The 13,434-nt window shown below is 51.5% G+C and carries 12 protein-coding genes; 5 read left to right on the forward strand and 7 right to left on the reverse strand.

From position 1 onward, the window contains the following. Window positions 1-16: 16 nt before the first annotated feature. Genes BLU47_RS05875 through BLU47_RS05885 form a run of 3 tightly spaced genes read right to left on the reverse strand, consistent with a single transcriptional unit; the run spans window position 17 to window position 1,681 of the window. A complete protein-coding gene (locus BLU47_RS05875; protein WP_091959770.1) occupies window positions 17-568 on the reverse strand; it encodes a hypothetical protein in 552 nt (183 codons plus the stop codon). A gap of 9 nt (window positions 569-577) precedes the next feature. Continuing rightward, the gene (locus BLU47_RS05880; protein ID WP_091959773.1) at window positions 578-1,342 is read right to left on the reverse strand and encodes a M15 family metallopeptidase; all 765 of its coding nucleotides are present in this window, start codon (window positions 1,340-1,342) and stop codon (window positions 578-580) included. 6 nt (window positions 1,343-1,348) lie between these two features. Continuing rightward, window positions 1,349-1,681, reverse strand: coding sequence for a hypothetical protein (locus tag BLU47_RS05885; protein WP_143025486.1), 333 nt, complete (start codon window positions 1,679-1,681; stop codon window positions 1,349-1,351). A 665-nt stretch (window positions 1,682-2,346) separates the two neighbouring features. Here BLU47_RS05885 and BLU47_RS05890 point away from each other — a divergent pair. The 5 genes from BLU47_RS05890 to BLU47_RS05910 all read left to right on the forward strand — a co-directional run bounded on the left by BLU47_RS05890 (window position 2,347) and on the right by BLU47_RS05910 (window position 8,786). Continuing rightward, window positions 2,347-3,630, forward strand: coding sequence for a VapE domain-containing protein (locus BLU47_RS05890; protein WP_091960164.1), 1,284 nt, complete (start codon window positions 2,347-2,349; stop codon window positions 3,628-3,630). A gap of 132 nt (window positions 3,631-3,762) precedes the next feature. Next, complete coding sequence (locus BLU47_RS05895) at window positions 3,763-4,206, forward strand: DUF6078 family protein (RefSeq protein WP_091959779.1); 444 nt, start codon at window positions 3,763-3,765, stop codon at window positions 4,204-4,206. A gap of 213 nt (window positions 4,207-4,419) precedes the next feature. Next, window positions 4,420-6,429 (forward strand): hypothetical protein, encoded by a 2,010-nt coding sequence (locus tag BLU47_RS05900; RefSeq protein ID WP_143025487.1) that lies wholly within the window; start codon window positions 4,420-4,422, stop codon window positions 6,427-6,429. 170 nt (window positions 6,430-6,599) lie between these two features. Next, complete coding sequence (locus BLU47_RS05905) at window positions 6,600-8,237, forward strand: amidohydrolase (protein ID WP_091959785.1); 1,638 nt, start codon at window positions 6,600-6,602, stop codon at window positions 8,235-8,237. 105 nt (window positions 8,238-8,342) lie between these two features. Next, the gene (locus BLU47_RS05910; protein ID WP_091959788.1) at window positions 8,343-8,786 is read left to right on the forward strand and encodes a DUF2975 domain-containing protein; all 444 of its coding nucleotides are present in this window, start codon (window positions 8,343-8,345) and stop codon (window positions 8,784-8,786) included. Between the two features lie 72 nt (window positions 8,787-8,858). Here BLU47_RS05910 and BLU47_RS05915 read toward each other — a convergent pair whose 3' ends face one another. The 4 genes from BLU47_RS05915 to BLU47_RS05930 all read right to left on the reverse strand — a co-directional run bounded on the left by BLU47_RS05915 (window position 8,859) and on the right by BLU47_RS05930 (window position 13,430). Continuing rightward, a complete protein-coding gene (locus BLU47_RS05915; RefSeq protein WP_091959790.1) occupies window positions 8,859-10,088 on the reverse strand; it encodes a PLP-dependent transferase in 1,230 nt (409 codons plus the stop codon). Continuing rightward, window positions 10,088-11,548 (reverse strand): cysteine desulfurase, encoded by a 1,461-nt coding sequence (locus BLU47_RS05920; protein ID WP_091959793.1) that lies wholly within the window; start codon window positions 11,546-11,548, stop codon window positions 10,088-10,090. Before BLU47_RS05920 ends, BLU47_RS05915 begins: the two co-directional genes overlap by 1 nt. A 58-nt stretch (window positions 11,549-11,606) precedes the next feature. After that, a complete protein-coding gene (locus BLU47_RS05925; RefSeq protein ID WP_091959796.1) occupies window positions 11,607-13,034 on the reverse strand; it encodes a family 2B encapsulin nanocompartment shell protein in 1,428 nt (475 codons plus the stop codon). A gap of 162 nt (window positions 13,035-13,196) precedes the next feature. After that, window positions 13,197-13,430 carry a sulfurtransferase TusA family protein gene (locus tag BLU47_RS05930; protein WP_091959798.1) on the reverse strand — a complete coding sequence of 78 codons (234 nt, stop codon included), beginning with the start codon at window positions 13,428-13,430 and terminating at the stop codon, window positions 13,197-13,199. Between the last annotated feature and the right edge of the window lie 4 nt (window positions 13,431-13,434).

Here is a 13,434-nt window from a genome sequence, read left to right on the forward strand (position 1 = left end):
TCATTATCTAATTAAGTTAGTCTTCAGAAATAAAGCAGGCCACCAGTCCGTAAGTGATGGTGGGGCGAATCCAGATCTCCGTGAGCAAGTAGTCGGTGTACTCGTCGACGGGTTCCAGGTAATAGATGTCGTAGTGGTAAAGCAAGGCAATGACCAAATCGACGACGAAGATCATCCAGAGGTTGCTCTTGGTGTAGCTCTTCCAGTCCTTGCGCGAATAAAAATAGGTGAGCATCATGAGGAGCCACACCGACAGCGTGAGACAGAGCATGCGGATCAGCTCACTGGCCAACTCGGGCGCGAAGAGTATGTCACGCAGCAGGATGGTCAGACCCACACACAGAGAACACCAGTAGTTGAACTGGTCGGGCTGGAAACGATTGAAGAAATACATCCATATCATGACCAGACAGGCTATGTAGAAGAGGTTGAGGAAGAGTTCAAGCCACGCTATCTCTAATCCGAAATGGGCCACGCCATAGAGCATGACACCCACAGAGAGTACACCGGCCACACCAGTGATGCCCACGTCCATCAGTTTCAGTTTGTTGTTGAATCTTAGATTCATAGATTATTTTTAATTATTGATGTATTCAATGAGTTCAAAGTGTTGGTAGTCCTTACGCGTAGTCCAGTCACCGCCCCACTCGAAACCTGCCTCAGTAAAGAGACGGAAGCAGAGGTCTTCGTGATCAATCTTATAGGGGAAGTCCCACGAGCGGTCGCAATATGCCTCGCCAGTAGCGGGCTGGATGAGTAGCGTGCCGTCATCAAGTGTTTTGATGTAGGGGTTGTAGAGGGTGTTGATATCGATGGCCAGTCCACGGGCATGCTTTGAGAGATTGTTAGTGGCAGCAATATTACGGTAGCAGAAGCACGACGAGTTATTATCGCGCATCTGCATCTCGTCGTCGGCATCATAGACATCAGGCAGCAACATCCGCTCAATAGGGTACTTTGCATCGAAGAGCTGGCGCAGGATGCGCACCACGCGCTCGGCAATCTGCTTGTTGCACACCATCTCGCCCACGTGCATCTGATTGTCGTAGTCCCAGTGCAGGGCGCGGATGTGGCGCAGGTCGTCACGGCCTATATAGGGATTCTCCTTGAAGGTTTTACCCTGCATCCGCTGCCAGACGCCATCAGGGATGGGCTCAGCGGCGAAGCACTTGTCGATACCTCCGAAAGCTGTAACGATCTCGGTTGTGACCATCTTTCCAGCCTGCCACAGATCGAGTGCCAATGTGTCGGGGGCTTTGTTGTCATTGTTGGCGCATGCCAGGAACAAAAGTCCGCAGCATACAAAGGCAGCGGCAATTCCCCATTTTCCCAGTATTCTCATGTAATCTCAATCGTTTCTAATTATTGATGTGCCCAAAGTCTTGTCGTAGCTGACTTTTCCCTCCACGGGCTCGCTGGCGTCATCAGCTGTGTAGGTGAAGAAGTAGGCCTTGTCGCCCTCGATCTTCATACCGACAGACGGCATTGCGGTCAGCTGCTCTGCGGTGTACTTGCCTGAGGCTACAAGTGCCTCGTCATACTCCGTCCAGACGCCTTGCTTCAGCTGGGCAGGAGTAGCAAGGGCTTTCTCTTCTGGAGTCGAATTGTCTTCGGTGGTGCAGGCACCCAAGCCTAACAGGAGCGCTGCTACTGCAAATAATGCGAATAGTTTTTGTTTCATATAATGTAACAGTATTGAGTTAATAAAAAGTTTTAGTTTTGTAATCTCTACTTGTTCTATTTTGCAAAGATAATTAAAAAATGTTTATCTCTACCGCTTTGCTCGTTAAAAGAATTTAACGCACCGATTCCTCTCCGTTTACGCACGCAAAAGACAATATGTCCGGCATCGCAGTCCGTCGTGTCGGACTGCGAGTTCGCTAGTTACGGACTGCGAGTCCGAAGCCGTCGGACTGATAGTTCACATTAATCGAAGGGAAAGCGAGTCTTTTATGAGACGGAAATTGGCACTTAATGAGGAAAGATTAGCTCTTAATGAGAGAAGACTGGCGCTTAATGAAGCGTAAGCAAACGCTTGATGATGCGCGAATTTTCGATGAATTAATGATGATTTTTTCGATTTTTAGGGTTTAACCTCACTTGGAGGGGCAGAATGCTTTTGTATATAAGGATTGTGGCGAGTGAGATTGGAAGCTTTACTCTCACTTCAACCTCACTCAAACCTCACTCGAACGTCATTTTTGCTTCATTTTAATTATTATTTGCGTGCTTTTTGTGGGGAATAATTTGCAACCGCAAATTATTTTTTTTACCTTTGCATTGAAAAAGAAAGGAATTCGAATTAAGGAAAAGAAGCTATATAAATCTAACTTAAAAATCTTTTTTATGGAACAAAATTTTCTCATTAACGGAGAGACTCTTGGAGCCTCTCAGGAGGGAATGCTCGCTACTGAGCTGTACCTCATTAGCCATTATCTCTTCCGCCGAAACGTGCTGAACGGCAAGGTGGAGACTGCTGTAAAACCTGCGGAGGGACAAGCGCCTCTGTGGAAACCTCTGACACAGAGTGCTCTCAACAGCATCATCATCCGAGCTAAGCGTGAGTGCGTCTGTGAGAACGGCTCACCGAAGTCGGACATTGTGGAGTACGTCAACTCTGACGAGATTGACACCTTTAACCCTATCAAAGACTATTTGGATCATCTGCCCAAATGGAATGGCGAGAATCATGTGGCAAGGCTCTTCAATCGTCTGCCTGGGGTTGACTCAGAGTTGATGGGCTATCTGGCTACTTGGCTGCGATCGGTGGTGGCTCACTGGCTTCAGATGGACACCATTCACGGCAACGAATGCGTTCCAACGCTGATTGGTGCTCAAGGTTGTGGTAAGACGACATTCTTTGTGCGTCTGCTGCCTCCACATCTGCGTGCGTACTATCTGGATCATCTGAACCTGTCGAACAAGTTCGACAAGGAGATGGCGCTAACCAACAATCTGCTGGTGAACATCGATGAGCTGGACGCCATCCGACCCAGTCAGCATGCTGCACTGAAGCAGACGCTGAGCAAGAGCAAGGTGAACGGACGCCCCATCTATGGTGCCTCTCAGGAAGACCGGCCTCGCTATGCCTCGTTTGTGGCTACGACAAATAATCCACATCCGCTGACTGATGTCACTGGCTCACGTCGATACATCTGCATGACGATTCCATACGGTAAGTACATCGATAATATGGGTGAGATTGACTACGACCAGCTGTATGCGCAGGTGCTCTATGAACTGAGGGTGCAGAAGTCGCCTTATTGGTTTAACAACGACGAGGTGGCCCGTATCCAGCAGCTGAACCTGAACTATCTGGAGCAGAAGGATATTGCCGACATCGTCCGCATCTGCTTCCGCAAGCCGGAACCTGGCGAATTGGCACAGTCGATGAATTGTGAGCGACTCTTGGAGATTATCACCAAAGAATATCCGTCAGTCAAGGCTACTCACGGCACGAAGGTGTATCTGGGCAAGACTATGCGGACACTTGGTTTCGAGAGTACGGATTGTGGTCATGTGGCTCATTACAAAGTGATTCCACTCAAGGCTTCGAGTAAGCGAGAGCCATCAAGCTTGCTTGAAATGGCCGAGCATGAGAAGGCTCGACAGAATGTCAATGCTGCGTGAGATTGAAGTGAGGTTTGAGTGAGGTTAAAACCCCTCAACCTCACTCGTCTCCAACCCTTTGTAAAAAGGTGTTTTAAGAGATCTAAGTGAGGTTAACCCGATCAGAATGAAAACCCATTAAACGAATAGATCATGAATATAGCAAAAGAATTATTGATTGAGAAAGCCAAGGAAGGCTACACGGTTTGTTATGCTGATGCGTGTCCGTTGCGCACCCAGTGTTTGCGATGGTTCGTAGGACAGCACATACCTCATACCTATAGTTCCTACAGGTGTGTGAATCCGCACTTCGAGGGTGTGGCGACCGCCGAATGTCCGATGTATCGCAGCGACCAGAAGATGCGCTTTGCCAAGGGCATGACTCACACCTTTACGGGCGATATGCCTAAACGAGTGGAGACTGCGGTACGCTATGGTATCATCGGTCTGACCAATCGCACCTATTATTTCGAGTATCGCAATGGAACGCGTCTCATTCCGCCTGCTTTGCAAGAGAAAATCCGCAAGCTGTTCCACGACAACGGATGGACAGAGGAGGTGATGTTCGATGGTTATGTAGAGGTTTACGACTGGTGATCAAACAGGCTGCTGCTGCATATTGATATGAGTACTGCCGGCCATCGTCCCGTCCTTATTGTCTTTTGCGTGCGTAAACGGTGAGGAATCGGTACGTTAACTTCTTTTAACGAGTAAAGCGGTGGAGATAAACATTTTTTAATTATCTTTGCATCTAACAAGTAGAAATCACAAAACTAAAATAATGTATTAACCCCAATATTATTTCAATTTATGAAACAAAAACTTTTTGCAATCGCGGCTCTCCTGCTGGGCATGGGCGCCTGCACCACCGAAGACAACCCATCATCAGGAGAGGAAGGCAAGACCGTGATTCCCGCCCAACTGAAGCAGGGCATCTGGACGGAGTACGACGAAGCGCTTTTAACCTCAGGCAAGTACACCGAAGAGCAGCTGGCCGCTATGCCCAGCGTCGGCATGCAGATTGACGGCGACAAGGCTTACTTCTTCACCTACACAGCTGATGACGCCAGCGAACCCGTCGAGGGAAAGATCAGCTACAACAAGAGCACAGGCGAAGGTACCATCACCTTCCCCACCATCAAAGACAATCCGCTCTCAGGCCAGAAGGTCAACTTCTCCGCAACCTCCGACGAGACGATGCAGTTCGACCTGACCTACGAAGGCCAGAAGACGACGGCCAACTTCGCATGGCTCTGCGAGAACCTGGACAACTGGTTCACGGAAATCACCGACGAGGACTGGAAGGCGCTGATGGCCTATTATGAGCAGTATGACGAAAAAGCTGGCCCTGACGCAAGCATCGACTGGAGCGACTCGGAGGTGGAAGGTCTCGATGAGCCGCTGGTGTGGAACGAAGATGTTTTGGCACCAGCTGGAACTAGGGCTATCGCTGTAGGTACAGTCATCAAAGTGGGCTTGAATATACTGGGCGCACTCTTTGAGGAAGAAAAACCCGACCCTAATCAGGTGATTAACCAGAAGCTGGATAAAATCACAGGGAAACTCGACCAAGCGTTGGCAGTTCAAGCGAAAATGATGGATCAGATGAACGTGCGTTTCGATCAGATGGACCAGCATTTCAAAGAGGTGAATAACCGCCTCATCGCTATTGCGAATAAGATGAAGCAGACCGAGACCGTGAACATATTCAACACACGCAACGAGAAATACTACTTTCCTCTGAAGACGGTGGATCCCTTATTCAACCGCGCCTACCAACTCTATAACGACAACAAGGACGACCTGAGTAAGGTGAGTGCCAAATTAGGTGATTATGGCAAGGAATGGGTAGGCAGTAGTGAAGAGAATCTTAAGCTGACTTGGCAGTATATCGAATACCTCAGTACTGTGCAGCATTCCTCATACAACACTACGGGCATGGGCAGTCTCTACGACAAACTGACCTACGACAAGTATCCCTGGGAGCACCTTGGCGTTGGCGACCGCCAGAGCTACCGAGCCTATGACACGTTCATGATCACCAGGAGCCTCTTCATGATCTGCCTCTACGCCACCTATGGCAATCTGTCGGAGATCAAGCAGGAATTGCTCTACGACAACTTCAATATCTACAAGGACAAACTCAAGGAGTTCTGCGAGTTTAAGGTAGCCGACCCCGATGAGTTCCGCGTCTGCCAGATTCCGGGTGCCCACTTCGTGATGCACAAGCAGTTGCAGAAGTATAGCTACTACCAAAAGAATAGCACCCAAGTGAGTGGCGATCTTATGCTTTGGAATGGCGAGGTCCCTCATCCTGATCTTTATGGTCGTGATGCTGTTTATAGACCTGAGTGGCATGAAGCTGGTAAAATCAAGATAGAGAATCCCGAAGAACTGAAGTCTAAGTTGATTACCACGAAAGAGATTCTTGCCATATATAACTATTATAGTGCTGTCAAGGGCTTTTTTGAAAAGTTTGAACATCTTTGGATGGATATGTTGGTAAGCAAGGATAATAGTAAAATATCAGGCGGTGCAGAATATCCCAAGAAATCGGTAGGTGTTGTTCCTCCTTACTGGCCGCGACTGTTGTTGATTGAATTGGATTCCCAAAAGAATACTACTAATGGAGTGCGTAAAAATGGAAATGAAATTTGTATAGGGCCATCAGTGGGTGCTTCCTGGAAACCGGAAAATATAGCGGAATGGCGTATGGGAGATGCAGAAATTAAAAATGGGAAGGCGTCGTGGATAAGAAATACTTATTCAACTTATGTTTGGAATGATTATTACGCAGCTATAGTTGAGAATCGCTACTAAGTCGCTCCCTGCAGTAGTCGCTGGGACAGGTACTTGGGTATAACGGCCCCTATGACTCAGGTACCTGTCCCCACGGCTACCTTAGCATTGTTATTTGGCAAAAATGATTATCTTTGCAAACAGATATTAACTTTTTGCATACATAGTCTCAGTAATATAAATCATATAAAATGAAACAAGCTATTATTCTCGGCAACATCATCACAATGGATGAAAAGCGGCCCTTTGCCAAGGCTGCATTAGTGAAGAACGGCGTGTTTGCCTATATCGGCAGCGCAGAGGAAGCAAAAAAGCTTGCTGGTGCAGACGCTAAGGTGCTGGATTACGGTGAGAACTACGTCTATCCCGGATTCCTTGAGTCTCACAGTCACGGCCATCTGGCCGGCGACCGCTTTATCGGACAGGCTAGCCTGGGGCAGGTGGGTTTGACCGACTATGCCAAATACCGCGAGATCATTAAGGAGTTTATTGCCAAGAACCCGCAGCGCGAGTTCTATTTAGCATCAGGATGGGTGGAGAATGATGAATACGTCACCAAGGCCTATCTGGACGACATCTGTACAGACAAGCCATTGTTTATGCATACCGGCGGTGGACATTCCATGTTGCTCAACACCAAGGCACTTGAGTGGGCCGGCATCGATGCAGCCTACGCAAAGAAATACGGCTATGAACAGGTACACGTTGACGAGAACGGCGAGCCAGACGGATACGTTTGTGAAGCTCCCGTATTCGAAATCGTACCAAAACTTCCCACTACATTGGAGGATGCCAAAAACTATCTGCTCGCTTGGCAGGATTTCGCTCTCAGCAGCGGCTTTACCGCTGTCGCTGATGCTGGTGCTGAGGTAGTCTATCACGAATCGCCCAAGGCCTACCATGAACTGGAGAAGGAAGGCAAACTGAAGATGCGTACCTATGCTTACATGTATGTCACCGATAATATTGCCGATCCGAAGGCAGAGATTGCCCGCATTGCCGCACAGCGTGCTGAACTGAGTGGTGAGTATTTCCATATCGTTGGTGCCAAAGCGTTCCTCGACGGTGTGACCGAAGCCCACACAGCCTGGCAAAACCAGGATTACCTCGACCAGCCTGGCTATCACGGTGTTGAGCGCTTCAACGACCACGATAAGATGGTTCAACTGATTGTCGAAGCCGACAAGGAGGGCATGTCTGTCCATGTACACTCCGAGGGTGGTGGTGCTACCCACTTCATGCTTGACTGTATTGAGGATGCCGAGAAGATTACTGGGGACCTTGACCAGCGCAATGTGCTGGCTCACCTGCACTTTGTCACCGATGAGGATATCCGCCGTATGGGAGCAACAGGCTCCATACCAGCTGTACCCCCCCTGTGGACTGCGAAGATTCCCGGAGGTCCTTACGAACAGGAAGTTTCCTACGTCGGCAAGGAACTAACAGATCAGGCCTATCCCATCAAGTCGTTCTACGATGCAGGTGCTAACGTGGTGTTCCATTCCGACTTCCCTGTATCCCCGATGATGAATGTCAAATACAGCATTTACATGGCCGAGAAGCGCAATACTCCAAAAGAAATGTTGGGCGGTATATGCCAACCGCGTAATGTCAAGGAAGCCATCACCCGTGAGCAGTCGTTGCGCGCCATGACCATCAATGTGGCCCGTCAGTGGCATCAGGAGCATCGCATGGGTTCCATCGAGTTCGGTAAGATTGCCAACATGGCGGTGTTCGACTGCGACTTCCTGCACGACGACATCGAGAAGGTTGCCCAGGCCAACATCGTAGCCACCATCGTGGATGGTGAAGAAGTGTATAAAGCGTAGCTAGTCGCTGGGACAGGTACTTGGGTATAACGGCTCCTATGACTCAGGTACCTGTCCCCACGGCTACTCATAACAAAACATCAATAATTAGAAACGATTGAGATTATGAAAAAGATTAATGTATTCTGTGTGCTGGTACTGGCACTGATGCTGATTGACTTTGTGGTAGATTTATTCCTCAACACCAGTGATGCGAGTGTTGAACTAAAACTGGAGAACGAGTCCTTGGGCTTTGTATTGTTCACATTCTTCTTCGCATTGTTAGCCCTTGGAGCTGTCGTAGTGGCTGTGGTCAGCTTCGTCAAGTTTGTCCTGAACGTGAACCGCAACGAGGTGTTTACAGAGAAGAACATTAAGCTGATTCGCAAGTATGGTTATTGTACCCTGCTAGGTGGCGTATTCTTGATGTTCCTGTCTTTCTTCTTTGTAGGCCACGGTTTCTGGGATGCAGTGGTAGATGGTCTCAACGCGCTGGGTGAAGGCTTCTTCGCACTGCTGATAGCCGAGGTGTTCTGCATCGGCATGAAGCTGCAGGAAAATCACCCATGATGATGGACAAAGAGCTGAACTCCTGGTAGCTGTCCATACTCTCTGTCACCCACCGCATCAACAAACGCTCAATCAGAGGGATTTCTTGATATCCTCCAGCAAATCCTCACCGGCTTCGAGACCGATGCTTAACCGGACTGTCGTGTCGAGGACCGACATCTCCGCACACTGTTCGGCTGTGAAGAGACCGAAGATCGTGGAGGCAGGATGGATGGCCAGCGACTTGCGATCAAACAGGTTCGTGGCGCGACGTATCGTCTGCAACTTGTCGATGAAGTCCCAGGCATCCTCCTTCGATTCAAGGTCGATGGTGAAGACCGCGCCAGGCAACGGCCCGAATTGTTTCGTCGACAATTCATAGAAAGGATTATCCTCCAAGCCAGTATAGTTCACCCGTTTTATCTCCGGCAGTTGCTGACACTGACGGGCGAGCCAGAGTGTCGTCTCAGCCTGACGACGGAAGCGGATATCGAGCGAGTCAAGTCCCAGCGTTTCCATATAGGCCACCTGCGGCGTCATCAGTCCACCGAGATTGGTCACCAGTTCCGTCTTGACTCGAGCCGTAAAAGCCAGTTTCTTCCCCACCCGCTTCACACGAGCCTGTAAAGCCGGCGATGGCGACAGACTCCAGTCAAAGCGACCGTAATCAAGGAGCAATCCGCCGAGTCCTGTACCGCCGCCAGAGATATATTTCGTACTTGAAACCACCTCGATGTCCACGCCGAAATCGCTGGCGCGGAAGGCAGAGAAGGGCACTATCGTCGTGTCGGCAATCAGAGGGACGCCAGCCTTGTGGGCGATATCAGCCAACTTCCGAATATCAGCCACAAACAGCTGCGGGTTGGTGATGATCTCAAAGAACAAGGCACAAGTCTTGTCGTCAATCTGCGCCGCCACCTCCTCAGGTTTCGTGAAATCGACGAAGCGCGGTTCCACGCCAAACATGCCCAAGGTGTCGCGAATCAGCGAGACACTGTTGCCAAACAGATGTTTCGAGGCCACGATGTTGAGTCCTGCCGCACTGACAGCCGTCAATGCATAATGAATAGCCGTCATGCCCGTATTAAGTGCCGTCACACTGACGGCGCCCGTCAACTGTCTGACCCGTTCCTCCAGGAAGGTGGTCGTGGGGTTGGCGATACGAGCATACGACGGCGCCATGGTGCGACCGCAAAACGCGTCGCCCATGGCCTTGGCAGACTCAAACTCAAACGCCGCCGTATAATAGACAGGCATTGACAATGCCCCATACGCATCAGGTTTCTGATACTTTGTCGTCAGTATTTTTGTTTCGTACTGCATTATCGTCCAATAATCTTTTTTACTGCCATCACAAGTTTGTCCACATCCTCACGAGTATTGTAGAGCGCAAAGGTGGGACGCACGCTCATCTCATATCCCAAGGCGCGAAGAGCAGGCTGGGCACAATGGTGACCGGCACGCACGGCAATGCCCTCCTTGTCGAGCAGCGTTCCGACCTCAGGCACGGGAATGCCGTCGAGCACGAAGCTCACCACCGACACGCGGTTCTTCGGATTGCCGATGAGCGTCAGTCCCGGAATCTGACCGAGCTGTTCGCGAGCATACTCCGTCAACTGGTGCTCGTGAGCCTCGATGTTACGGATGCCCAGACGACTCACGTAGTCGAGCGCGGCTCCCAGTCCGATGGCATCAGCGACGTTGGGTGTACCAGCCTCGAAACGAGCCGGCGGCACGTTGTACTCCGTGCGCTCAATGGTCACGTCTTTAATCATGTTGCCGCCCCCCTGCCAAGGCTGCATCCTGTCGAGCAGTTCCTTGCGTCCGTAGACCACACCAATGCCATTAGGTCCGTAGATTTTATGTCCGCTGAACACGAAGAAGTCGGCACCAAGGGCCTGCACGTCCACAGGGGTATGCGCTATCGACTGCGCACCGTCTACCAGCACCGGAATCTGGTGTGCATGAGCGATGTCAATGATTCGCCGCACGTCATTGATGGTGCCAAACGTGTTGTTCACATGTCCCACGGAAACGAACCGGGTGCGCGGGGTGATGAGCCGTTCCAGTTCAGAGAGTATCAAGTCGCCGTTCTTGTCGGTGGGGATGGCGCGCAGCGTTGCGCCACGTTCCTGTGCGACACGCTGCCAGGGCACGATGTTGGCATGATGGTCGAGTTCCGATACGATAACCTCGTCGCCCGGAGTCAGGTATTGGCGTCCGTAGGTCTGCGCCACGAGGTTGATGCCCTCGGTGGTGCCGCGCACGAAGATAATCTCCTCGCTGCTGGCTGCATTGATGAACCGTTGCACCTTCTCGCGCGCCTCCTCGTAGGCATCGGTAGCCCGAGCCGCCAGCGTGTGGGCGCCGCGGTGGATGTTCGAGTTATACGTGCGGTAATAGTCGGTGATTTTGTCAATGACCTGATTCGGTTTCTGCGTCGTCGCGCCATTGTCCAGCCAGACGAGGTCGTGGCCGTTCACCTTCTGGTTGAGCACGGGGAAGTCGCGTTTGATCTGCTCCGCGTTCAGCGTGTCAGCCTCCTCGTAGTGCAGACTTGAGAGTTCGCGCTCGCCGAAGGGACGGACGCCCAGCCCCGCCCCGACCCCTCCCTGCTGAGGGAGGGGCGTCATTAGTTTCGAGAGGTCGAGTGCCTCGTCGGGCAGCACGGCCTGGCGCTCGGCCTGCAGTTCCTCGGGACAGTATTTCTGTGCTACTTCACGAAGCAGGGCGAAACCCGGGTCCTCGATGCCGTAGCCGTCTATATTCTGTATATCTATCATAAGCATTACATATTACTCCCCGCCCTCAACAGGGAGGGGTATGGGGGTGGGTCTGGTCTTATTTCCTATGCTGATAGTCATGATAATAGCCAACCTCCACGTTCTCGAGTACGGCGATGGCGTCGTCGGTCAGTGAGGCCAGCGAGAAGTATTTGGTGAGCAGGTAGGAAGCCACGCCGAACTTGTCGAGTCCCATCAGTCGGGCAGAGAGCGACGGGGCTATCTCGCCGGGGATGCCACTCTGGTGCAGTCCGACGACACCTTGATTCTTCTCGCCTACGCGCACCAGGATGATTTTCGTCGTGCCTACGCCGCGGCCTGTGAGGTACTGGCCTTCGACCTCGACCTTATCCGACGGAATCAGGGGCACGCCGCGCCACAGGATGACTTTCGTGCCGAAGAGGTCGTTCGTCACGGGCGGAACGCCGCGCCACGTGCACTCTCGTTCGAAGGCTGCGATGGCGCGTGGGTGGGCGATGAAGAAGGCGGGTTCTTTCCACACCAGCGACAGCAGTTCGTCGAGGTCGTCGGGTGTCGGGGCGCCATAGCGGGTGGTGATGCGATAGGCAGGGTTGGCAGCGGCCAGCAGTCCGAACTGCTTGTTGTTGATGAGTTCCCACTCCTGGCGCTCCTTGATGCTCTCGATGCTGAGGCGCAGCTGTTCTTCCAGCTGGTTGTAGGGATTGTTATAGAGGTCGCTGACGCGGGTGTGCACACGGACCACGGTCTGCAGCGTGTTCAGCGAGTATTCCGTGGGGTTCTCCTCGTAGTCGATGTATGTTTCGGGGATGATGTTGTCCTCCTCGTGACCGCTCACCAAGTCGATGTGCTTCTCGCCGTTGTCGTTGACCGATGCCTTCAGGCGCAGCTGCTTGTCGACGGCCTTGTTGAATGTCTCGCGGAAGTCGGGCACCTCCTTGATGAACTTGATGAGTTCCTTCAGCTTCAGTCCCAGGAATACCGTCGGGGTGATGGCGCGCACGGAGACGGTGGACTCCTGCTCGTCCAGCAGGTCGGCCTCGCCGAAATATTCGCCGTCGCCCAGCAGGGCTATCCGCAGTTCTTCGCCGTGGGGACCTTTGCTGATGACTTCTGCCTGTCCGCTGGCCACGATGAAGAAGCGCTGCTTGTCCTTGCCTTCCTCGACGAAGAGCTTGTCGACGTCCACCTCTTTCGCCTCGAACGAGCTCACCAGGCGGTGGAGTATCTCGTCGTCGAACTCGGAGAACAGGGGTATGGCCTTCAGGTTCTTGGCCGTAAACGACGGCACGCCGTTGACGTATTGAATGGGCAGTCGGTCGTTCTTACGAAGTTCCACCTTTGTGCGGTTCACGCGGAAAGTGCCTCCCGACACCTGCACCCAGGGCAATAGCTTCAGGAGCAAACGGGGGGTGATGGAGCCCATCTGAGGGGCGGTCTTTGTGGTCGTCGCCAGTCTTCTGGCGGTAGCAGTGGTCACACTGCGCTGTAAATTAGAGTCTGCCATAATTTGATACTGTTTTAATTAGATGAATGTATAATGTTTACGATTTAATCTCATTTTCCAACCGCCGAGCTCAAATCGCGGCGATTTAGCGTCGCTTGTTAATCGGTGTTAACAAACCGTAACGATTTGAATCGGTTATTAATTGGTGTTAACAAATCGAACCTATTTAGCCTCGACCGCCAGCGAAACTTTGTAAATTGGACCATCTACGTGCTCAACGGCGAGCACGTTGTAGCCCTGTTCCTTGGCATTGCGCGGCACGTTGTCGAGCGGCTCGCCCTCCGTCAGCAGAACCTCCAGCGTGTCGCCCGGCTGCAGTTTCGATAGTTCGATTTTGGTCTTGACGAAAGTCATCGGGCAATGCTCCTTCGTGATGTCTAATACTTTTGTTGCCATATCC

This window comes from Prevotella sp. tc2-28, assembly GCF_900107705.1.
In the GTDB taxonomy this organism is placed as follows: Bacteria; Bacteroidota; Bacteroidia; order Bacteroidales; family Bacteroidaceae; genus Prevotella.

Coding starts and splice junctions, on each gene's coding strand:
- BLU47_RS05925 (WP_091959796.1), bottom strand. CDS start 13,034: ATGGCAGACTCTAATTTACAGCGCAGTGTGACCACTGCTACCGCCAGA.
- BLU47_RS05895 (WP_091959779.1), top strand. CDS start 3,763: ATGAATATAGCAAAAGAATTATTGATTGAGAAAGCCAAGGAAGGCTAC.
- BLU47_RS05890 (WP_091960164.1), top strand. CDS start 2,347: ATGGAACAAAATTTTCTCATTAACGGAGAGACTCTTGGAGCCTCTCAG.
- BLU47_RS05915 (WP_091959790.1), bottom strand. CDS start 10,088: ATGCAGTACGAAACAAAAATACTGACGACAAAGTATCAGAAACCTGAT.
- BLU47_RS05880 (WP_091959773.1), bottom strand. CDS start 1,342: ATGAGAATACTGGGAAAATGGGGAATTGCCGCTGCCTTTGTATGCTGC.
- BLU47_RS05930 (WP_091959798.1), bottom strand. CDS start 13,430: ATGGCAACAAAAGTATTAGACATCACGAAGGAGCATTGCCCGATGACT.
- BLU47_RS05910 (WP_091959788.1), top strand. CDS start 8,343: ATGAAAAAGATTAATGTATTCTGTGTGCTGGTACTGGCACTGATGCTG.
- BLU47_RS05885 (WP_143025486.1), bottom strand. CDS start 1,681: ATGAAACAAAAACTATTCGCATTATTTGCAGTAGCAGCGCTCCTGTTA.
- BLU47_RS05920 (WP_091959793.1), bottom strand. CDS start 11,548: ATGATAGATATACAGAATATAGACGGCTACGGCATCGAGGACCCGGGT.
- BLU47_RS05905 (WP_091959785.1), top strand. CDS start 6,600: ATGAAACAAGCTATTATTCTCGGCAACATCATCACAATGGATGAAAAG.
- BLU47_RS05875 (WP_091959770.1), bottom strand. CDS start 568: ATGAATCTAAGATTCAACAACAAACTGAAACTGATGGACGTGGGCATC.
- BLU47_RS05900 (WP_143025487.1), top strand. CDS start 4,420: ATGAAACAAAAACTTTTTGCAATCGCGGCTCTCCTGCTGGGCATGGGC.